Genomic DNA, 22,284 nt, shown 5'->3' on the forward strand with positions numbered 1-22,284 from the left:
CGCCTACCGTCAGGTGACGCGCCGGATGCGAGGGAGGTGACGGGAATGGACCTGCGGCAGCTCCGCTACTTCGTGGCGGTCGCGGAGACGCGGCACTTCGGCCGCGCCGCCGAGCGGCTGCACATGGCCCAGTCCCCGCTCTCCCAGGCCATCCGCCAGCTGGAGAGCCAGGTCGGCGCCACCCTGTTCGAGCGCACCACCCGCCGGGTCGACCTGACCCCGGCGGGGACCTCGCTGCTGGAGGACGCACGGCGGATCCTCGCCGGCGTCGAGGACGCGCGCCGCCGCGTCGAGCAGATCGCCGCGGGCACCGAGGGCGTGGTGACCGTCGGTGCCACCGACCTCGCCGCCTACCGGCTGCTGCCGCGGCTGGCCCGGGTCGCCGCCCGCCGGATGCCGGGCGTCTCGCTGCGGTTCCTGCCCGGGCTCCTCACCGCGGCCCAGGAGGACGCGCTCGACGAGCGCCGCATCGACCTCGCCGTGCTGCGCCCGCCGGTGGTGCGCCCGGAGATGTCGGTCCGCCCGATCGCCCAGGAACGGCTCCTCGCGGCGCTGCCGGCCACGCACCGGCTCGCCGGGGCCGGGACGGTCGCGCTGGCCGAGCTGCGCGGCGACGACTTCGTCGCCTACGGCGCACCCGGGTCGGTGGTCGACTCGGTCGCCACCCAGGGCTGCCTGGACTCCGGGTTCCTCCCGCGGCGCCGCACCGAGGCCCGCGACACCCCCATCCTGCTCACCCACGTCGCCGCCGGTGCCGGGGTCGCGCTGCTGCCCGAGTCGGTGCGCGCCCTGGGCACCGAGGGCGTGGTCTACGCCGACCTGGACCGCGAGCTGCGCGTCGACCTGGCCCTGGCCTGGCGCACCGACGACGACTCCCCCGCCCTCGTCCGGCTGCTCGACGTACTCGCCGAGCGCGCCCACGAGCTGGACCCCCGCCCCGCCACCGTCCCCGGAGGACCGCAGTGAAGATCGTGGCCGTCGAGGCGATCCCGTTCGCCGTGCCCTACCGCAAACCGCTGCGGTTCGCCTCCGGCGAGGTGCACACCGCCGACCACGTGCTGGTGCGGGTGCACGCCGAGGACGGCGTCGTCGGCGTCGCCGAGGCCCCGCCCCGCCCCTACACCTACGGCGAGACCCAGGCCTCCATCCGCGCGGTGGTCGACACCGTGTTCGCCCCGGAGATCGTGGGCCTGAGCGTGTTCGAACGGGAACGCATCCACGCCGTCCTGGACCGCACGATCGGCAACCCCACCGCGAAGGCCGCGATCGACATGGCCGTCTGGGACGTCATCGGGCGCCGGCTCGGCGTCGGCGTCTCCGAGCTGCTCGGCGGATACACCGACCGGATGCGGGTCTCGCACATGGTCGGCTTCGCCCCCGACGACGTGATGGTCGCCGAGGCGCAGCGGATGCGCGACGAGCACGGCGTCACCACCTTCAAGGTCAAGGTCGGCCGCCGCCCCGTCGCGCTGGACACCGGCGCCTGCCGGGCGCTGCGCGAGGCGCTGGGCCCCGACGTGGAGCTCTATGTCGACGGCAACCGCGGCTGGACCGCGTCGGAGGCGGCCCGGGCCCTGGACGAGATGGCCGACCTCGGCCTGACCCTGTCCGAGGAGCTCATGCCCGCCGACCAGGTGCTCGGGCGACGCTGGCTCACCGCCCGCACCACCGTCCCGACCGTCGCCGACGAGTCCGCCACCCGGCCCGGCGAGGTGACCCGCGAGCTGCTCGACGGCGCCGCCACCATGATCAGCATCAAGACCGCGCGGACCGGGTTCACCGGCTCGCAGCGGGTGCTGCACCTGTGCGAGGGACTCGGCACCGAGGTGGTCATGGGCAACCAGATCGACGGTCAGCTCGGCACCGCCTGCACGGTCGCCTTCGGCGCGGCGCACCGCCACACCAGCACCCGCGCCGGGGAGCTGTCGAACTACCTCGACATGAGCGACGACCTGCTCACCGAGCCGCTGCGGATCAGCGGCGGCGAGCTGCGCGTCCCCGGCGGGCCCGGGATCGGCGTCGACGTCGACCCCGACAAGCTCGCCCACTACCGCACCGACACCTGAGCACCGCCCCACCACAGGAGAGAGACATGTCCGAGACCGCCACCGCCGCCGGCTCCGGCGCGAACGCCACCGCCACCTTCGCGAGGAAGGAGCGCACCGGCGCCGCCGCCGACCCGGCCCGGGTGTCCGCCATCGCCACCGACACCCTGCAGGCCCTGCACGAGGTCATCCGCAAGCACGAGGTGACCTACGCCGAGTACGACGCGCTCAAGGCGTGGCTGATCCAGGTCGGCGCCGACGGCGAGTGGCCGCTGTTCCTCGACGTGTTCGTCGAGCACGTCGTCGAGGAGGTCGCCAACGCCGACCGCCGCGGCGCCGTCGGCACCATCGAGGGCCCGTACTACGTGCCGGGCGCCCCGGTCATCGAGTCCGGGTCCGCGATGCCGATGCGTCCCGACGAGAAGGGCACCCCGCTGCTGTTCCAGGGCACCGTCACCGACCTCGACGGCACCCCGGTCGCCGGCGCGACGGTCGATCTCTGGCACGCCGACGACGAGGGCTACTACTCCCAGTTCGCCCCGGGCATCCCCGAGTGGAACCTGCGCGCGGTCGTCCACACCGGCGCCGACGGGCGTTTCGCGTTCCACACCATGCAGCCCGCGCCGTACCAGATCCCGACCGACGGCTCGACCGGTGCGTTCATCACCGCGGCCGGCTGGCACCCGTGGCGCCCCGCGCACCTGCACCTCAAGGTGTCCGCACCCGGGAAGCAGCTGGTCACCACCCAGCTGTACTTCGACGGCGGCGACTACGTCACCGACGACGTCGCCCAGGCCGTCAAGCCGGAGCTGGTCCTGCGGCCCGGCCCGGCCGCCGACGGCACCGGCAACGAGGTCACCTACGACTTCGCGCTGGACCCCGCCTGATGGCCCGCTTCGCCGTCCGGATGGAGGTCGATCTCCCCGCCGACATGGACGCCGACGCCAGGGCCGACCTGCTGGCGCGGGAGAAGGCCTGGTCGCAGCAGTGGCAGCGCTCGGGTGAGTGGGTGAGCATCTGGCGCTGCGTCGGCGAGTACGCCAACCTGTCGATCTTCGAGGTGCGCGACAACGAGCAGCTCCACGAGATCCTGTGGGGCCTGCCGCTGTTCCCCTACATGACGATGCAGGTGACCCCGCTGGCCACGCACCCGTCGGACATCCACGCCTGAGCCCCCGCCGGGGCGTCCGGGCCTGGTGACGGGCGTCCCGGCGGTCCTAGGCTGACCCCGCTCGACGCGAGGACGCGATCGGACGGGGGCGGGCCGGTGCCGCAGGACCACGAGCTGTTCTCGACCTCCCCGGCGGACCCGGACACGACCGGGGCCTGGGAGCGGATGCTGTCCGCGACGCACCTGCCCTGGTCGGTCGCGCCGCCGGCGCAGGGGTTCCGGGCGACCGCCCGCCGGGCCTGGATCGACGACCTCGCGCTGGTCGACTGCACCTGCAGCCCCTGCTCGGGCCGCCGCTCCCGGCGGCAGATCGCCGGGACCGACGGCGAGTTCGTCGTCGTGCTGATGACCCTCGCCGGGCGCGAGACGGTCGGCCAGGACGCGACGGAGCGCTGTCTGCGGCCGGGGGACGCCGTCACCTGGGACAGCACCCGTCCCGCGACGTTCACCGTGTGGGAGCGGCTGGTGAAACGCAGCCTGGTGATCCCGCGCGCCGCACTGGAGGAGGTCGACGGCCGCTCGCTGTCCCGGGGCGCGGCCGTGCTCGACGGGTCCCGGCCCGCGACGCGGCTGCTGGTCTCCTACCTGGGCACGCTCGCCGACACCGTGGCCGAGCTGGACCGCGGCGCGGTCCGGGCCGCGCGGAACGCGACACTGGAGCTGGTCGCGGGCGCACTGCGGTCGGACACCGGGCTCCCCGGGACCGACGCGGTCCGCCCGGCGCTGCGGGCCCGGATGGACCGCTGGATCGACCGCCACCTGCCCGCCGGGGTCTCGCCCCGGGAGATCGCGGCGGCGCACGGGGTGTCGGTCCGCACCGTCCACCGGGTCTACAGCGCCGACGGCCGCTCCGTGGGCGAGGTGGTCCGGGTGCGGCGGCTGGCCCGGGCCCGGACCGAGCTCGCCGACACCGACCGGCCGGTCTCGGCGATCGCGCACCGCTGGGGCTTCTCCGACACCAGCCACTTCAGCCGCTCGTTCAAGGCCGCCTACGGCACCTCCCCCAGCGCCTGGCGCGAGCGCGCCCGTGACACGCAGGTCCAAGGACCTGTCACGACGGTTCAAGGTCCCGGCGACGGCGGCGGCGAGACTGGGGTCACACGCGACCACCGACCCCGAGGAGGGCACCATGGCCCGTCGTGATGTGGAGTTCGACGCCGAGGGCGTGACACTGCGCGGCTGGTTCCAGGAGGCCGAGGGCGCGGGCGGTCCGGCGCCGACGGTCGTCATGGCCCACGGCTACTCCGCGGTCAAGGAGATGTACCTCGACCGCTACGCCGAGCTGTTCGCCGCGGCGGGCCTCAACGCGCTGGTCTACGACAACCGCAACTTCGGCGACAGCGACGGCACGCCCCGCCAGGAGATCGACCCGTGGGCGCAGGTCCGCGACTACCGGCACGCCATCACCTACGCCACCACCCTGCCGGAGACCGACGCCGACCGGATCGGGGTGTGGGGGTCGAGCTACTCGGGCGGGCACGTGCTCGTCGTCGCGGCGATCGACCGCAGGGTGAAGGCCGTCGTCGCCCAGGTGCCGCTGGTCAGCGGGTACGACAACCTGCGGGCACTGGTCCGCGCGGACTTCCTCGACGGGTTCCGCGCCCAGTTCGACGCCGACCGCCTCGACCGCTTCCACGGCAAGGACCCGGCGATGGTGCCAGTCGTCGCCGAGGACCCGCTGGCCCCGTCGGCGCTGCCCACCCCGGACTCGTGGACCTGGTTCACCCGGACCCACGAGCTGCGCGCCCCGAACTGGCGCAACGAGGTGACGCTGCGCAGCGTCGAGATGCTCGCCGAGTACAACCCGGTGGACTACATCGCGCAGATCAGCCCGACCCCGCTGCTGCTGCTCCCGGCCCGCAACGACGTGCTCACCCCGACCCACCTGGCCATCAACGCCTACGAGCGGGCCCGTGAGCCCAAGCGCCTGGAAATCCTTCCCGGCGGCCACTTCGACGCCTACGTCGACGGCTTCACCGCCTCCGGGCACCCGGCCCGGGACTGGTTCGGCGAGCACCTGCTCGGCTGAGCCCGGCCCGTTTTTACCGTCGGCTTCCCCAGGGCTGTCCGCGGGCTGAGGTGGGGCGTCCTACGGTCGGGGACACAGCGACGACCGTCCCCGGAGGCCCGATGATCCAGCCGGATCTGCAGCTCGTCGGACCCGCCGAGTTCGCCCGCGACCAGACCCTGCTGCTGCTCGCCGGGGACCCGGCCCTCACCCGGCTCGGTGTCACCTTCGCGACCGTCGTCGCGCTGCCGGGGATCGGCGGGTCGTACGCGGTGCCCGCGCGCGCGACCGAGGACGTGCTGTCCCTGACCTGGTCGCCGCCGCGTGCCGCGGCCGACGGCACGGTGTGCCAGCGCGTGTGCCTGTCGGTGGTCGCGCCCCGCGACGGGCACCGGCGCCGGGGCGCGGCGGTCCTGCGGGCCGCCGGGCGGGCACTGCTCGGTGCGGGCGGCTCGGTGCCGGGGGTCGCCGCGATCGGCGTCGCGCGGCCGCACATCCAGCGCTGCGTCGGCGACGGCGTCGTCACGACCGGGTTCGACGTCCTCAGCCGGGTCTGACCCCGGTCCGCCCGGCCGGGCGGCGCCGTCGAGGACGCCGCGGAGCGGCCGTGCGGTCCGCGGCACCGGCCGGGTGGAGCACGGACCTGCCGGTCCCGGCCCACCACCGACGGGGTGACCGTCGGCCACGACCGGTGACCACGCGCATTCCGGGACGATTCCTGACCATTCCTTTACCGGAACGGGGCGACGCCATTCCCGTTCGCGCCGAGGGGTACCCACGTCCACCGTACGGGACGACGCGTTCGTCGACCGGCGGACGGAGAACCACAGGAATGGTGTCGGGTACCGCTGCGGCAGCGGTCGGCGCGGTATGGGACTCCCCTAAGGACCGGCAACGAACAGGTAAAACGCCGGATCCACCGGACCGGTGGACATCGGTTGAAGAATGCATGACCTTCCGCGCCCCGTCGAACGGGAAAGGACACACCCGAGTCGGGGGTGTTCATTCCACCGGTTAGTCTCCGGCCGTTCGACGACGTTTCTGGAGGGCCTCGGTGTCGCAGTTCGGTCCCGGCACGATTCCCCTGCGTCCGGGCTCCCCGCCGCGGGTCCCGTTCGGCGGGGTCACCGTCCGTACGCCCGCGGCGCCGGGGCGGCACGCGGTCCACGGGAGCGTCCTGACCGGCGCCCCGCCCTCCCCGCCCCGCACGCTGTGGGACGTCTTCACCCGCACCGTCGCCGACCACCCGCACGCCCCGGCGCTGGACACCGGCGGGGTCCGGCTCGACTACGCCGGGCTGAGGGCGGCGGTCGAGCGGACCGCCGCCCGGCTCGCCGCCTGCGGGGTCGGCCGCGGCGACCGCGTCGGCATCCGGGTGCCGTCGGGCACCCCGGACCTGTACGTGGCGATCCTCGCGGTCCTGCGCCGCGGCGCCGCCTACGTCCCGGTCGACGCCGACGACCCGCACGAGCGCGCCCGCACCGTGTTCACCGAGGCCGCGGTGTGCGCCGTGGTCGAGGCCGGCGGGCGGATCGTGCCCGGGCCGGTGCACGCGCGCCGCATCCCCTCGCGCGGCCCGGACGTCCGCGACGACGCCTGGGTCATCTTCACCTCCGGCTCCACCGGCACACCCAAGGGCGTCGCGGTCACCCACCGCAGCGCCGCCGCGTTCGTCGACGCCGAGGCGCGCCTGTTCGCCCGGGGCCGTCCGCTCGGCCCGGGCGACCGGGTCCTCGCCGGACTGTCGGTCGCCTTCGACGCCTCCTGCGAGGAGATGTGGCTGGCCTGGCGGCACGGTGCCTGCCTGGTGCCGGCGCCGCGCGCGCTTGTGCGCTCCGGCGCCGAGTTCGGGGACCGGCTGGTCGACCTGGGGATCACCGTCGTCTCGACCGTGCCGACGCTGGCGGCACTGTGGACCGCCGAGCAGCTCCGCGCGGTCCGGCTGCTGATCCTCGGCGGCGAGGCCTGCCCGGAGCCGCTGGCGCACCGGCTGGCCCGGGCCTGCCCGGAGGTCTGGAACACCTACGGCCCCACCGAGGCCACCGTGGTGTCCTGCGCCGCCCGGCTGACCGGGGACGGCCCCGTCCGCATCGGACTGCCGCTCGCGGGGTGGCAGCTCGCCGTCGTCGACCCGGCGACGGGCGTGCCGGTCGGGGCCGGTGAGGTCGGCGAGCTGCTGATCGCCGGCGTCGGCACCGCCCGCTACCTGGACCGCGACAAGGACCGCGACAGGTTCTCCCCCGTCCCCGCGCTCGGTCCGCAGCGGGCCTACCGCAGCGGCGACCTCGTGCGGGCCGACCCCGAGGGGCTGGGCTTCGTCGGCCGGGCCGACGGCCAGGTCAAGATCCGCGGGTTCCGGGTCGAGCTCTCCGAGATCGAGTCGGTGCTCGCCGACCTGCCCGGCATCGCCGCCGCCGCGGTGACCGTGCACGAGGTGCGGCCCTCGGTGCCCGAGCTGGTCGCCTACTACTGCACCGGCCCCGGCCTGCGCATCGACGACCACGAGGTGGCCGCCGGGCTGCGGTCACGGCTGCCCGCGCACATGGTCCCCGCCTTCTACGAGCACCTGCCCGCCCTGCCCACCACGACCAGCGGCAAGGTCGACCGGACGGCGCTGCCCGCACCGAGCGGCCGGGGCACGGCGTCGGCGTCGCCGGTCGTCGCACCGGCGACGCCGACCGAGGCCGAGCTCGCGGCGCTGCTCGGGGAGTCCCTCGGGCTCACCGAGGTGTCCGTGGAGAGCCACCTGGTCGACGACCTGCGCGCCGACTCCCTCGCGCTCGCCCAGTTCGCGGCGCTGGTCCGCGACCGGCGCGGGCCGACCTGCCCGGTCGGGATGCGGGTGCTCTACCAGCACCCGACGGTGCGCTCGCTCGCCACGCTGCTCGACGGGTCCGGGCCCGGCACCGTCGGCGCTGCGCCGGCCGCCGCCCCCGCCGCGCCGCCCCCGGTGGGCCGGGCGCGGCACCTGCTGTGCGGGACCGTGCAGCTGGTCCTGCTGCTGCTCGGCCTCGCCGCGGGCGCCGTGGTCGCCTGGGCCGACATCGAGTGGATGGACCTCGCCACCGGCCTGCTCGACCTGTTCGAGCGGTCCGGCACCGCGCTCGCCGCGACGTTCCTGCTGCTCACGGTCGTGCCGGTGCTGGCGAAGTGGTTGCTCGTCGGGCGCTGGCGGGCCGGGGAGATCCCGTTGTGGAGCGCGGCGCACCTGCGGTTCTGGGTCGTCGCCACGCTGGTGCGGACCAGCCCGATGGTGCTGTTCGCCGGGTCCCCGCTCTATCTGCTGCACCTGCGCGCGCTCGGCGCCCGGGTGGGGCGCGGCGCCGTCGTGTTCTCCCGGACCGTCCCGGTCTGCACCGACCTGCTCTCCATCGGCGACGGCGCGGTCGTCCGGTCGCGCAGCTCGTTCACCGGCTACCGGGTGGAGCGCGGCCGGATCGTCACCGGGCCGGTGACGATCGGCCGCGGCGCGGTCGTGTCCGACGCGACGGTCCTCGACATCGACACCGTCGTCGGCGACGACGCCCAGCTGGGGCACGCGTCGTCGCTGCCGCGGGGTGCCCGGATCCCCGACGGCACCCGGGCGCACGGCTCACCGGCCGTCGCGACGACGTCGGACTTCCGCGGCCCGGAGCCGGCCCGCTGCCCGACCGCCCGCCGGGCGCTGTTCGCGACCGTCCAGCTGCTCAACCTGTTCCTGGTCGGGCCCGCCGTGGTGACCCTGGCCGTCGCCGTGCTGGGCGACGGGCCGCGGGTCACCGCACTGGTCGACGGGCGCGGCCCCGGCGAGCTGCTCGCCCTGGCGCTGTCCCCGCTCGGACTCGGGCTGTCGCTGGGTGTGGGCGCCGCCGCGCTGGTCACCGGGCTGCTGGTGGTCACCCTGGTGCCGCGGCTGCTGTGGCCGCTGCTGCGTCCCGGCCGGGTGCACCGTCTCTACGGCGCCGCCTACTGGTGCCACCGCACGGTCGCGCGGCTGAGCAACGTGCCGCTGTTCGTGCAGCTGTTCGGGGACAGCTCGTTCGTCGTCGGCTACCTGCGCCGGATCGGCTACCGGATCGCCCGTGGCGGCCAGACCGGGTCGAACGTCGGCGCCGACATCGCCCACGAGCTGCCGAACCTGGTCGCGATCGGCCCGAACACGATGCTCTCCGACGGGGTGTTCCTGCGGACCGCCGAGTTCACCAGCACCTCGTTCCGGACCGTGCCGGTCAGCCTCGGCGCGGACTGCTTCCTCGGCAACGTCCTGACCGTCCCGGCGGGCGACCGGATCGGCGACGGCTGTCTGGTCGGCACGAAGACGATGATCCCCACCGACGGACCGCTGCGACGCGACGTCGGCCTGCTCGGGTCCCCCGCGTTCGAGATCCCCCGGGCCCGCCCCGAGGACCCGCGCCTCGCCGTCACCGGTGCACGGCTGCGCCGCAGGCTCGCCGCGAAGGACCGGCACAACCTCGCCACGATGGCGCTGTTCCTGCTGGTCACCTGGGTGCGGCTGCACGTGCTGCTGACCGTCGGGCTGGTGGCGGCGGGCCTTCTGGCCGCCGCGGGCCCGCTCGCGATCGTCGGTGGCGTCCTGGCCGGCGGGCTCGCCGACCTGACCCTCACCGTGCTCGTCGAGAGGGCGGTGACCGGGTTCCGGCGGCTGCGGCCGCAGCACTGCTCGATCTACGACCGCTACTTCTGGTGGCACGAGCGCTTCTGGAAGCTGAGCATCCAGCCGTCGCTGCTCGACGGCACCCCGCTCAAGCCGCTGGTCTGGCGGCTGCTCGGGGTCCGGGTCGGCCGCCGCGTGTTCGACGACGGCGCCGCGATCAGCGAGAAGACCCTGGTCGCGATCGGCGACGACACCGTGCTCGGCGCCGGGGCGATCCTGCAGGCGCACTCGATGGAGGACGGCGTCTTCAAGGCCGACCACATCCGGATCGGCGACGGCTGCGTGCTCGGCGCCGGGGTGTTCGTCCACTACGACACGGTCGTCGGCGACGGTGCCGTGCTGGCCCCGGACTCGTTCCTCATGAAGGGCGAGCGCGTCGGCGCGGGCGGGGTCTGGGCCGGGAACCCGGCGGCACCCGTCACCGTCGCCGGCGGGTGCTGACCGACCCGCGGGTCCGCACCTCGCCGGCCAGCCGCAGGATGCCGGTCTCCGGCTCCTCGCCGGACATCGCGGCGATCAGCCGTCGCGCGGCGTGCCGGCCCATGTCGGCCAGCGGTGGTGCGAACGTGGTGATCGCCGGGCGCCAGATCGCGAACCACTCCGGGTCGCCGAGACCCGCGAGCGACATGTCCTCCGGGATCCGCACGCCGCCCTCCCCCGCCCAGCGCAGCACGCCCATGACCAGCCGGCTGCTGAGGGCGACGACGGCGGAGGGCAGGTCGTCACCGAGCCGCCGCATCGCGGCGGCGCCCCCGTCGGCGCTGAACTCGGTGACCAGCACGCGGAAGCGGGGACCGTCGGTGCCGTCCTCGACGAGGCCCGCGTCCTCCGCGGCGCGGCGGAACCCGGCGAGGCGTTCGGCGCTGGTGGACAGCTGCGTCGCCCCCACGATCGCGACGACGTCGGTGTGCCCGGCGTCGAGGACCCCGCGGGTCAGGTCGGCGACGCCCGCGACGTCGTCGCTGACGACGGCGCTCGCGGTCGTGTCGCGGGTGTGACGGTTCAGCTGGACCACGGGGAGACCGGGCGGCGCGGTCCCGTCGGGATCGACGGGCACGTGGACGACCCCGTCGACCTGCCGGTCGAGCAGGGTCTCCCAGGCCGCCCGCTCGCCGGACGGGTCGTTGCCGGTCGCCAGGACGAGCAGCTGGTAGCCGGCGGCGTGCAGGTCGGCCTGCAGGACGGCGGCACTGGCGGTGTAGAACTCATTGTGCAGGTCGGGCAGCACCAGGCCGACGACCCTGCTGCGCCGCTCGCGCAGGGCCCGGGCGGCGGCGTTGCGGCGGTAGCCGAGCTCGGCCGCGGCGTCGAGGACCTTCCTGCGGGTGTCCGGGTCGACGTAGCCGTTCCCGCTGATCGCGCGGGACGCCGTGCCGGTGCCGACCCCGGCGAGCCGGGCGACGTCCGCGAGGGTGCTCACGGGGGTCGAACCTACCCACCGGGGCCGGCGGGCTCAGGGCAGGGCGAGCCCGATCATCGAGCCGATCCCGACGGTGGCGAGCAGGATCAGCGGGATGGTGGCGAGGTCCGCGACGACCCCGGTGCGGATCATGCGGATCATGGGGACGTAGCCGGAGCCGTAGACGATCGCGTTCGGCGGGGTGGAGACCGGCAGCATCGCGCCGGCGTTGCCCCCGAAGATCGCGGCCATCGCCGGGATGAGCGGGTCCACCCCGATGGCGACGGCGATCGGCACGACGATCGGTACGACGATGCCGACCGAGGCGGTGTTGCTCGTCGTCTCCGAGATGGCCATGCCGAGCACGACCGCCACCAGGCACAGCAGGAGCAGCGAGTCCACCCCGGTGACCGAGGCGACCGCGGCACCGACGGTGTCGGCGAGGCCGGTCCGGCTCATCATCCGGCCGATGGTGAGCCCGACCCCGACCAGGACGACGGTGCCCCAGTCGATGCGGGACGCGTCCGGCCAGGTCAGCGTCCGCTCCCCGGCGCCGGCGGGCAGGAAGAACAGCAGCCCGGCCGTCGCGACCACGACCGCGCCCTCGTTGAAGCGGTCCAGCACGGTCGCGAGCAGCGTGTCCGGGGTGACGAGACCGACGGTGTCGAGCAGCGACGGCACCACCCACAGCACCACCGTCACCAGGAAGATCCACAGGACGTTCCGCTCCCCGCGGCTCATCGCGCCGAGCGCACCGTGCGCGGCCCGGAAGTGCTCCTGACCGCCCGGGATCCGCCGGGTCTCCGGCCGGTTGAGCAGCACCAGCGTGGTGAACATGACGACGCCGAGCACCAGCACGTACGGCGCCGACATGGTCAGCCAGTCGAACAGCGGGATCTGGTAGCCGGTCATCTCCTCGACGGCACCGCGGCCGATCACGTTGGCGATGCCGGTGATCGGTGTCAGGACCGACCCGACCCCCGCGCCGTAGGCGATGGCGAGCATGAGCATGCAGGAGAAGCGGGTGCGGTGGTCGCGGACCTGCGGGTTCTGCTCCTGGATGAGGTCGCCGACCGTCCGCACGACGCCGACGCCGATCGGCAGCAGCATGGCCGCGGTGGCCGAGGCCGACACGAGGGTGGCGAGCAGCATCGCGACGACGCCGAACGCGAGCGCGGTGCGGTAGGTGCTGTTCCCGATGCCGGGCAGCGACAGCACCCGCAGCGCGAAGCGGCGGTCGAGCCCGTGCACCGTCATGGCCCGGGCCAGCAGGAACGCGCCGATGACGAGGAAGACGGTCGGCGACCCGAAGGCCCCGAACACCTCGGCCGGGGTGCCGACGCCGAGCAGCACCAGCAGCGCGATGCCGATCAGCGCGGTGGCCGCGATCGGGATGGTCTCGCAGATCCAGAGCAGGACGACGAAGCCGAGCACGGCGAGCATCCCGCGCTGCTCGACCGGCAGGTCGGGCAGCAGCAGCGCGGCCAGCATGATCGGGACGACGGCCCAGGCGCCGACCCGGCTGCGGACACGGTCGAAGCGGTTCTCCGGTCCCTCGGCGTCGCCCTCGGTGGTCGTGACGGCGGGTCCGGCCGTCGGGGCGCTCACGACGCCAGCTCCGACAGCGGCGTGGTCACCAGCTGCGGGCCCGCGGTGGACTTCCAGGTGGCGACGGCGGCGTCGGCGATCGCGGCGGCCTCGCCCACGTAGTCGTCCGCGGTGACCAGCGGGTCGGGCAGCAGGTCCGCCCTCCCCTGCTCGGCGGCGACCTCGGGCAGTACCGACGCGAGGGTGCGCCCGTCACGACGGGCCCGCGCCGCGGCCTCGTAGACGAGGTCGTGGGCGTGCTCACGTCCCATCGCCGCGGCGAGGGAGATCATCTGGGCCTCGGCCATGACCAGTCCGCCGTCCTGCTCCAGGTTGGCCCGCATGCGTGCGGTGTCCACCCGCATGCCCCGCACGACGACGAGCGTCTCGCTCAGGGCGGTGCCGGCCAGTACGGCCAGCTGCGGGATCACCTGCCACTCGATCTGCCACTCCCCCGCGGCCCGCTCGTGGCCGGACTCCTGCAGGCGTGGCAGCGACGAGGCGAGGGCCCCGGTGGTCCCGGTCAGCCCGATCACGATCTCCGAGGAGATCGGGTTGACCTTCTGCGGCATGGTCGAGGAGGCGCCACGGTGGCTCTCGAACGGCTCGAAGACCTCGCCGATCTCGGTGCGGGACAGGTCGACGACGTTGCGGGCGAGCTTGGCGCAGGTGGCGGTGATCGTCGCGCAGAGCCAGCCGAACTCGGCGACCCCGTCACGGTCGACGTGCCAGGGCACGTCGGTGTGGTGCAGACCCAGCTTCCCGGCCACGGCGGCCCTCGTCTCCGCGGAGCGCGGACCGAGCGCCGCCGCGGTCCCGCCCGCACCGAACAGCGAGACCAGGGCGATCCGCGGCGCTGCCTGCGCGAGGCGTTCACGCTGGCGGGCGAACTGGGCCAGCAGCGTGCCGAGGGTCGCGCCGAAGGTGGTGGGGACGGCCTGCTGGGCGTGGGTCCGGGCGGCCATGACGGTGCCGGCGTGCTCGGCGACCCGCTCCGCGAGGGCGTCGCCGACCTCGGCCAGCCGCCGGTCGAGCGCGGCGAGCGAGCGCGCGAGCTGCAGCGCCTGGCCGGTGTCCATGATGTCCTGGGTGGTGGCGCCGTAGTGGACGCGTCCGTCCGGGCCGGGCGGCAGCGCGCCGCAGACCTCGCGGACCAGGCCGAGGATCGGGTAGCCGACGTTGCGGGCGGTCCTCCACAGCGTCTCACGGTCGATGTTCGACGCCCGCGCCGCGGAGACGACGGCCGCCGCGTCGTCGGCGGTGATGACGCCGAGCTCGGCCTGCGCCGCCGCCAGCGCGCGCTCGGTCGCGAGCCAGCTCTCGACGGCCGAGTCCTCCGAGAAGATCGCGAGCTGTTCCGCGTCTCCGGCCAGATGCGTGAGCAGGGAGAACGGGGACCGTCCGGCGGTCGGGGTCGTCATCGAACCTCCAGGGCGCTGCGTCGCGCCACCTCACGGCGGCGTGTGGAATGCATTCCACTATGGGATCGATTCCATGTCCCGTCAAGAGGCCGGGCCGACCCGCGTCGCGGGGCGGTCAGATCGCGCCGGTCAGCTCCCCGGTCACCACGCGGCGCTCGTTCTCCGTCCGCCAGGCGCGGTAGTCGGCGTCGTCGGCGGCGGTCCCGATCCGGGCGATGCAGTCCGCGCAGAGGTCCGCGACCTGCAGCAGGCAGTCCTGGCCGCAGTCCCGGCACGCGATGAGCTCGGCGATGGGGTCGTTCACGGTCGCTCCGGACATGACCCGAGCCTACCGAGGGCGCCCGGCCGCCCTCGGCGTGGCCGGTCCGACACGCGGGACCGCCCCCGGCGTCGACGCCGGTCCACCAGCCGGTCCGGCAGTGTCCCGGCGGGCGCGACCACGACCGCCCGGTCACCACGGAGGTGCTCCTACCGAGGTGGTCGTGGGCGCGCCGGCGGTGGTCCGGTCGGGATCTCCCCCGGTCGGCCGACGACGGTCCCGGGGCGGCGGTCCGCCCAGGGCAGCGCCCGTTCCAGGTCGGCGGCCAGGTCCAGGGCAGACCCGCGCCTCGGAGTCCGACAGACTCGTGCGGTGCAGACCCTGTTCCGTGGCGAGAAGCATGTCGGCTACAACCAGTTCCACCTCGGCACCGGTACCGAACCGGTTGAGGGCTGGACGATGGACGACTGCTTCGCGGGGCAACGCAACGGGTTGTGTGGTGCAGCCGAACGCGGGCAGCTCTTCCTCATCACAGGCCTGCACACCGGGAACGTTCCGGTCACCGTCGAGCTGCACGAGACCGCGCCACCGGTGCCGGACGCCCCGGATGTCGTCGAGGTGTCGTTCCCGATCACCCGCGGGCCCGTGGGCCTGTTCTCGGGCTTCGTCGACGACCACGCCGACCTCGGTCTCCCTCCCGGCTTCTACCGGGTCCGCTACTGCGCCGACGGGATGGACGCCGCCCGTGCCATGGACTGCCGGATCGACGACGCCTCCGCGCTCGACGACTACCTCCTGCAGTTCTGGCCCGCCCCGGCCGAACCCGACCGGGTGGTGCGCACCGGGAGCGAGATCGCGCGCCACTGGCACGACAACGCCGCTGGGCTCCCGTCACCGACCCGGACACCGAGCCAACGGGCGGACGACCGGGCCCGCGACCCCGAGCACGCCCGGCAGCGGGCCATCGAGCTCAACCTCCGTCGGGCCGGGCAGCGAGCGCCCGGACCACTCGGTTCGATCGAGTTCGCGTACACGCTCGCCCTCGTCGACGACGACCTCGCCGACCACCTCACGTCACTGCCGCCGGACCGGCAGCGCGGGCTGGCCCTCCGGACCGCGCACCGCACCATCGCCGGCACGGGTCTGGACCGGGTCGCCTGGATCGGCGACGTCCTCCCCCGCCTCGGTCAGGCTCCGCTGCCGGGGGTGTTCCTCGACGAGAGCACCGCGCTCGCGGCCCTGGCCGCCACCCCGAAGGTCCCGTGCACGGTCGTCACCTCCCCCGACGAGCGTCGCGCGCCGACTCTCGCCCAGGCGATGGCTCTGCCCGCCCTCGCCGCGGTGACGCACCCCGATGCCACCGTCGCCCTGCTCGAGACCGTTCATCACGCCCTCGCCGCGGCCGGGGAGGAGGGCTACCGCGACGTCCTGGCCGATCTGCGGTTCGCCTCGGCGGATCCGGCGTGATCCGAGTTCCCCGGACACGACGCCCTCCCCAGTTCTGAGGAAGTGCCGCCGGTCCTGCTCACATCCGAGCCCCCGCTACGACAGACGGCGTAGTAGACGTCGTCCATCGGGGGCCGCAGTGAACAATCGTCACGGACACACCGCCACGTGGGCCGGGCGACCCGCCCGACGCAGGACCGGGCTGCGCGCGGTCGCCGCCACTGCGGTACTGACCTCGCTGCTCGCCTCCACGGCGCTGCTGGCCTACGAGGCCGGACGCGGTGACGGCGCGCCGGTTCCGGCGGTCGTGGCCGCCGCCGCGCCGGTCCCCGCGGTCGTCGTCGCCCCGGCGGCACGCCCGACGCCGGCTCCGGAGCCCGGTCCCGTGCTCGTCGACACGGGTGGCACACCGTTACCCGCCGACATCGCGAAGTCCGTGCGGACCGTCCACACCGCGCTCGACACCGGGGACCTCGACCCGGTCCGGGCCGCCTACAGCGTGACCGGCTCGGACGACTGGATCGCCACCGAGCAGTACCTCGACAACGCCGCCGTCCGTCGCGACGTCCTGGCGGCGCTGCGGACCGCCCCCACGAAGCGATCGGACTCGTTCCGGTTCGCCGCGGACGGGACCTCCGTCACGTTCGGCTGGTACGCGGCCGACACCGGCACCGGCGCGGGCCTGCTCAGCATCGACGGCCCGTGGCGCGAGGACACGTCCGCCGCCGCCACGCCTCGGAGCACGACGCCACCGGTGGCCGGACCGACCTGGACCGCACCCACCGGTTGCACCGCGGGCACCCTCGACCGTCCAGCGGAGGGCTACCCCTGCACCGACCCGGCCACCGGCCGCGGTGTGGCCCACGACGGCACGGTCGGCGTCCACGGCCTCAAGCCCTGCCCCTACGGCACCACGCTCCCGGCCGACCCCGACGAGCCCACCCGCAACGCCGGCACCGGTGAGATCTGCGGCTGGGACGGCAGCTGAGCGGGCCCGGCCGCTACGCCCCCACCGCCCGCAACAACCCCGTCCGGTCGTGACACCCGACGTCGACGAACCCGGTGTCGTCCCCCTCGGCCACGGTCACCTCGTGGTGGAGCCGCAGGTCGTCGGCCGCCGAGCGGCTCCGCGGACCTCGGGCGGGCCGCGAGCCGGACGACGGTGCCGCGGACGATGTCTCGCCTCGGCGATGAGTGGCGCACGTCCGGACGGTGTCGGCTAGATTTTCCACGGCCGCCCGACGGGGCCGAGGAGGTGGTTCATGCGCGGCGACGACGACGCGGTCGAGAGCACGCAGTCCGACCTCGTCCACGCCGCGATGGCGGCCCACGACTGGTCCTCCCACCCGCTCGGCCCGCCCGAGCGCTGGTCACCGGACCTGCGCAGCGTCGTCCGGATGCTGCTCGACTCCCGGTTCTCGATGTGGATGGCGTGGGGCCCGGACCTCACGATGTTCTACAACGACGCCTACCGGCGCGACACGTTGCGCGACAAGCACCCGTGGGCGCTCGGCCGATCCGCGCGCGAGGTGTGGGCCGAGGTCTGGGACGACGTCAGCCCGCTGATCGGGTCGGTGCTCGCCGGCGGTGGGGCCACCTGGGACGAGGACCTCCTGCTGTTCCTCGAACGCAGCGGCTACCCCGAGGAGACCTACCACACCTTCTCCTACAGCCCGTTGCACGAGGACGGCGCCGTCGCCGGGATGCTGTGCGTGGTCACCGAGAACACCGACCGCGTGCTCAGCGAACGCCGCATGCAGACGCTGCGCGACCTCGCCGCCGACCTGGGGCCGACCCGCACCGGGGCGCAGGTGTACGCCGCGGTCGGGCGCGCGCTGGCAGGCAACCCGCAGGACGTGCCGTTCGGGCTCGTCTACGAGTTCACCGAGGACGGCGGGACCCGGCTCGCCGGCTCCACGGGCATCGCGGCCGACGCGCCCGGTGCCGACCCGGCCGGCTGGCCGCTCGACCCGGTGCGCGAAGGCGGCACCGCGGTCGTCGAGGACCTGGCCTCCCGCCTGCCGGGCCTGCCCCACGGCGCCTGGGATCGGCCGCCGTCGCACGCCGTGCTGGTCCCGCTCGCCGGGGCGCAGGGCGAGACCCGGATCCGGGGGGCGCTGGTCGTCGGGCTGAACCCGTTCCGGATCTTCGACGAGCGCTACCGGGCCTTCGTCGACCTCCTGGCGGGCCAGGTCGGGGCCGCGCTGGTCGCCGCGGGCGCCTACGAGGCCGAGCGCCGGCGGGCCGAGGCGCTCGCCGAGCTCGACCGCGCCAAGACCGACTTCTTCTCGAACGTCAGCCACGAGTTCCGCACGCCCCTGACGCTCATCATGGGACCGGTCGAGCAGCTGCGCGACGACCCGCCGGGGCCCGACCGGCTCGCCGCGGAGCTCGACGTCGTGCACCGCAACGCGCTGCGCCTCGGGCGGCTGGTCACCACGCTGCTCGACTTCTCCCGGCTGCAGGCCGGGCGGCTGCGCGCCACGTTCGAGCCGACCGACCTCGCCGCCTTCACCACCGAGCTGACCAGCCTGTTCCGGTCGGCGATGGAGCGCGCCGGGCTGGACTACACGGTGGACTGCCCGCCGCTGCCCGGGCCGGTCCACGTCGACCGGGAGTCCTGGGAGAAGGTCGTCCTCAACCTGCTGTCCAACGCTCTGAAGTTCACCCTGGACGGCCGCGTCGCGGTCACCCTGCGCGCCGACGGCGACGACGCGGTCGAGCTGACCGTCGCCGACACCGGGGCCGGGATCGCGGCCGAGGAGCTGCCCCGGCTGTTCGAGCGGTTCCACCGCATCGCCGGCGCCCGCGCCCGCTCGACCGAGGGGTCGGGCATCGGGCTCGCCATGACCCGCGAGCTGGTCACCCTGCACGGGGGGACGATCACCGCGGCGAGCACCGCGGGCGCGGGCACCACGTTCACCGTCCGGATCCCGACCGGCACCGCCCACCTCGACCCGGACCGCGTCACCGACACGGCGTCGGGCGGCGCACCGACCGCGACCTCGGAGGCGTTCGTCGGCGAGGCGCTGCGCTGGCTGCCCGGCCCGGCACCGGCGCCCGTCGTCGTGGACGGGGCGGGCCCGGATGCACCGGCCTCCGCGGGCCGGATCCTCGTCGCCGACGACAACGCCGACATGCGCGAGTACCTGCAGCGGCTGCTGGCCGACCGCTACGAGGTCCAGCTCGTCGAGGACGGGAAGTCCGCGCTGACCGCGGCCCGGGAACGCCCGCCGGACCTGGTCGTCACCGACATCATGATGCCGGTCCTCGACGGCATGGAGCTGCTCGCGGCGCTGCGCGGCGACCGTCGTACGGCCGGGGTGCCCGTCCTGCTGCTCTCCGCCCGGGCCGGTGAGGAGGCCGCGATCGAGGGCCTCGGCGCCGGCGCGGACGATTACCTGGTCAAGCCCTTCTCCGCGGCCGAGCTCGTGGCCCGGGTCAACGCCCACCTGAAGCTGGGCCGGGTCCGCCGCGACGCCGAGGCCCGGTTCACCGCCATGGCCGACCTGGCCCCGGCCCTGATCTGGGTCGCGGACCCGGACGGCGCGCGGACCTACGTCAACTCCGGCTGGCAGGAGTTCACCGGCCGGGACGTCCCCGCGGACCTCGGCGACGGCTGGACCGACGGGCTGCACCCCCAGGACCGGCAGCGCTACCGCGACCGCGTGACCCCGGCGCTCGCCTCCGGGACGGGCTGGCAGATCGAGTACCGGCTCCGCCGCGCCGACGGCGCCTTCCGCTGGATCCTCGAGCACGCCGTCCCGCTGCACACCGGCACCGACGGGACGGTCACCGGCTGGGTGGGCAGCGGCACCGACATCAACGCCCGGTACCGCGAGTCCGAACGCCAGACCCTGCTCGCCCGGCTCAGCCGGGAGCTGGACGGCTCCGACGGCGTCGACGACCGGCTGCGGCGGCTGACCGCGCTGCTCGTCGAGACCCGGCTGGCCGACGTGTGCACGGTCCGCCGCGTCGACGACGCCGGGCAGCTCGTCCGCGTCGCCCGGTACGGTCCGGACGCCGCGACCGAGGAGGCGCTCGACGAGCGCTCCGCCGAGACCTCGTTCGGCCTCCGGGTCCTCGACACCGGCACCGCCGTCCTGTGGGACGACACCGCCCCCGGCGCGATGGTCCCCGGCTCCTCGATCCCCGCACGCTCCGCGGTCGGGGTGCCGCTGTCCGCGCGCGGCCGGACGCTGGCTGTCCTGGTGCTGGTCCGGGGCCCGCGGACCACGCCGTACACCCCTGACGACATCGAGCTCGTCACCGAGCTCGCCGACCGGGCCGCGCTCGCGCTCGACAACGCGCTGCTGCTCGCCGACGAGCGGGCCAACGCCGACCGGCTGGCGCTGCTGCAGCGGGCCACCGCGCAGCTGTCGGCCGCCGCCGACCCGACCGAGGTCGCCCGGACCGTCGTCACCCACCTGACGGCGCTGCTCGGCACCTGCCGGATCGCGGTCTACGAGCTCGACCCGGCCGGGCAGCAGCTGCGGGCACTGGCCCTGCACGGCGTCGCCGACCCGCAGGCGTGGCGCGAGGTGCCGCTGACCTCGCCGGTGCCGGCGGCGGTGACCGCCCGCCAGGCCCGCGCGCTGTGGCTGGAACCGGGCACCGACTGGCGGGAGCGCCACCCGGAGACCGCCACCCTGCTCGACGGCCTCGGCCACGCGACCGTCTTCACCCTCCCGCTGGTCACCGCCGCCCGCACCGTCGGCGTCATCGCGGTCGCGTTCGGGACCCCGCGCCCGCTCACCCCGAACGAGCGCGCCACCCTGCTCGCGCTGACCGACCCGGCCGCGCAGGCGCTCGAACGCGCCCGGCTCTACCGCGCCGAGCGGGAGGTGGCCCACACCCTGCAGCGCACGCTGCTACCCACCCGGCTGCCCGACCTCGACACCGTGGAGATCGCGGTGCGCTACCAGGCCGGCGCCGCGGGCACCGAGGCCGGCGGCGACTGGTACGACGTCGTCGACCTCGGCGACGGGCGGGTCGGGCTGTCGGTGGGCGACGTCGTCGGACAGGGCGTCGCGGCGGCCGCGGTGATGGCCCAGCTGCGGACCGTGCTCTCCGGCGCCGTCCGGCAGGGCCGCGACCCCGCGTCCGCGCTGGAGCTGCTGGACGAGTTCGCGACCTGGATCCCCGGTGCCCGCTACTCGACGGCGGCCTGCGTGGTCGTCGACCCCGGCCGCGGGGAGCTGCGCTGGGCGCGGGCCGGGCACCTGCCCGTGCTGGTGGTCGACGAGAACGGCAGCCGTTACCTCGCGGGCGGCCACAACCCCGTCCTCGGCGTCCGCGGCCGGCCGCCCTTCGGCGAGGGTGTCGCCCCGATCGCGGCCGGGCAGACGCTGGTCCTCTACACCGACGGGCTCGTCGAGCGCCGCGGCGAGGTCGTCGACGAGGGGCTGGACCGGCTGGCCCGGATCGCCGCCGAGGTCGCGGGGCTGCCGCCCGAGCAGTTCGCCGACCAGATCGTCGGCCGGGCCCTGGCCGGGGCCGCCCACACCGACGACGCCGCGCTGGTCTGCGTCCGCGTCCTCCCGCCCGACATCGACCTCACCGTCCCCGGGTCCGCCCGGGAACTGCCGGCGATGCGCCGCCGGGTCCGGCGCTGGGCCGGCCACGTGGGCCTGGGCGAGGACCTCGGCGACGACCTGGTCCGCGCGATCGACGAGGCCGCCGCCAACAGCGTCGAGCACGGCTACGCCGAGTTCGACCCGCCCGGCGAGGTGCACCTGCGCCTCGGCTACACCCCGCACGACGGCGTCTGGGCCCGGGTCGCCGACACCGGCCGCTGGCGGCCGCCGCCGCCCGACCCCGGCTACCGCGGGCGCGGCCTGCAGATGATCCGCGCCATCGCCACCACCGCCGAGATCGACACGGCGGGCGGGGGCACCGTGGTGCGCATGCAGATCACCCCGGACCCGCGCACGCCCGCCGTGGCGCAGCAGCCCGCGCCGCCCGTACGGCCCTCCCCCGGACGCCGGCGCACCGAGCTGCACGACGACGGCCGCAGCGGCGACGCCCGCCGCCTCACCCTGGCCGGCGACCTCGACCTCGCCGGGGCCGCCGAGATCCGCGACCGGCTCCTGGAGCTGGTCGCCGCCGGGCCGGTGCTCCTCGTCCTCGACGGGCCGACCTACGTCGCGAGCAACGGCGCCGCCCTGCTCGCCGAGGCCGCCGACCGGGCGGGCGCCCGCGGGCACCGGCTGCGGGTCGAGGTGCCGCCGGGCCCGGCGCGGCACGCGCTGGAGCTCTCCGGGCTGCTCACGCTCCTGGGGTGAGGGCCCCGGC

The 22,284-nt window shown here is 75.0% G+C and carries 15 protein-coding genes; 11 read left to right on the forward strand and 4 right to left on the reverse strand.

The window, feature by feature from the left end:
• The first annotated feature begins 45 nt into the window (after positions 1–45).
• The 8 genes from ND486_RS12570 to ND486_RS12605 all read left to right on the forward strand — a co-directional run bounded on the left by ND486_RS12570 (position 46) and on the right by ND486_RS12605 (position 10,319).
• Entirely contained in the window at positions 46–966 is a 921-nt protein-coding gene (locus tag ND486_RS12570) for a LysR family transcriptional regulator (protein WP_251784495.1), read from the forward strand.
• On the forward strand, positions 963–2,066 hold the full coding sequence (locus ND486_RS12575) for an enolase C-terminal domain-like protein (RefSeq protein WP_251784496.1): 1,104 nt from the start codon (positions 963–965) through the stop codon (positions 2,064–2,066). The genes ND486_RS12570 and ND486_RS12575 overlap by 4 nt, the downstream gene beginning before the upstream one ends.
• A gap of 26 nt (positions 2,067–2,092) precedes the next feature.
• Entirely contained in the window at positions 2,093–2,932 is an 840-nt protein-coding gene (catA, locus tag ND486_RS12580) for a catechol 1,2-dioxygenase (protein WP_224402942.1), read from the forward strand.
• Positions 2,932–3,216: a muconolactone Delta-isomerase family protein gene (locus ND486_RS12585; RefSeq protein ID WP_178375327.1), complete on the forward strand. Its 285-nt coding sequence runs from the start codon at positions 2,932–2,934 to the stop codon at positions 3,214–3,216. The genes catA and ND486_RS12585 overlap by 1 nt, the downstream gene beginning before the upstream one ends.
• A gap of 96 nt (positions 3,217–3,312) precedes the next feature.
• Positions 3,313–4,359 (forward strand): helix-turn-helix domain-containing protein, encoded by a 1,047-nt coding sequence (locus ND486_RS12590; RefSeq protein ID WP_251784497.1) that lies wholly within the window; start codon positions 3,313–3,315, stop codon positions 4,357–4,359.
• Positions 4,346–5,245, forward strand: coding sequence for an alpha/beta hydrolase (locus tag ND486_RS12595; RefSeq protein WP_251784498.1), 900 nt, complete (start codon positions 4,346–4,348; stop codon positions 5,243–5,245). The genes ND486_RS12590 and ND486_RS12595 overlap by 14 nt, the downstream gene beginning before the upstream one ends.
• A gap of 101 nt (positions 5,246–5,346) precedes the next feature.
• The gene (locus ND486_RS12600) at positions 5,347–5,781 is read left to right on the forward strand and encodes a hypothetical protein (protein ID WP_251784499.1); all 435 of its coding nucleotides are present in this window, start codon (positions 5,347–5,349) and stop codon (positions 5,779–5,781) included.
• A 497-nt stretch (positions 5,782–6,278) separates the two neighbouring features.
• On the forward strand, positions 6,279–10,319 hold the full coding sequence (locus ND486_RS12605) for a Pls/PosA family non-ribosomal peptide synthetase (RefSeq protein ID WP_251784500.1): 4,041 nt from the start codon (positions 6,279–6,281) through the stop codon (positions 10,317–10,319).
• On the opposite strand, the gene ND486_RS12610 is transcribed toward ND486_RS12605, so the two are convergent.
• The 4 genes from ND486_RS12610 to ND486_RS12625 all read right to left on the reverse strand — a co-directional run bounded on the left by ND486_RS12610 (position 10,297) and on the right by ND486_RS12625 (position 14,604).
• Positions 10,297–11,298, reverse strand: a complete 1,002-nt coding sequence (locus tag ND486_RS12610) for a LacI family DNA-binding transcriptional regulator (protein ID WP_251784501.1) — start codon at positions 11,296–11,298, stop codon at positions 10,297–10,299. The genes ND486_RS12605 and ND486_RS12610 overlap by 23 nt on opposite strands.
• Before the next feature lie 33 nt (positions 11,299–11,331).
• Positions 11,332–12,885: a DASS family sodium-coupled anion symporter gene (locus tag ND486_RS12615; protein ID WP_251784502.1), complete on the reverse strand. Its 1,554-nt coding sequence runs from the start codon at positions 12,883–12,885 to the stop codon at positions 11,332–11,334.
• The gene (locus ND486_RS12620; protein ID WP_251784503.1) at positions 12,882–14,285 is read right to left on the reverse strand and encodes a lyase family protein; all 1,404 of its coding nucleotides are present in this window, start codon (positions 14,283–14,285) and stop codon (positions 12,882–12,884) included. The genes ND486_RS12615 and ND486_RS12620 overlap by 4 nt, the downstream gene beginning before the upstream one ends.
• 115 nt (positions 14,286–14,400) lie before the next feature.
• Complete coding sequence (locus ND486_RS12625; protein ID WP_139282678.1) at positions 14,401–14,604, reverse strand: hypothetical protein; 204 nt, start codon at positions 14,602–14,604, stop codon at positions 14,401–14,403.
• Positions 14,605–14,916: 312 nt separating this feature from the next.
• On the opposite strand from ND486_RS12625, the gene ND486_RS12630 reads away from it, so the two are divergent.
• The 3 genes from ND486_RS12630 (at position 14,917) to ND486_RS12640 (ending at position 22,274) form a co-directional block, all read left to right on the forward strand.
• A complete protein-coding gene (locus ND486_RS12630) occupies positions 14,917–16,011 on the forward strand; it encodes a hypothetical protein (RefSeq protein WP_251784504.1) in 1,095 nt (364 codons plus the stop codon).
• A gap of 118 nt (positions 16,012–16,129) precedes the next feature.
• On the forward strand, positions 16,130–16,978 hold the full coding sequence (locus tag ND486_RS12635; protein WP_251784505.1) for a hypothetical protein: 849 nt from the start codon (positions 16,130–16,132) through the stop codon (positions 16,976–16,978).
• A gap of 274 nt (positions 16,979–17,252) precedes the next feature.
• Complete coding sequence (locus ND486_RS12640; protein WP_251784506.1) at positions 17,253–22,274, forward strand: SpoIIE family protein phosphatase; 5,022 nt, start codon at positions 17,253–17,255, stop codon at positions 22,272–22,274.
• The last annotated feature ends 10 nt before the right edge of the window (positions 22,275–22,284 follow it).

It is taken from the genome of Pseudonocardia sp. DR1-2 (assembly GCF_023717215.1).
GTDB classification, from domain to species: Bacteria; Actinomycetota; Actinomycetes; order Mycobacteriales; family Pseudonocardiaceae; genus Pseudonocardia; species Pseudonocardia alni.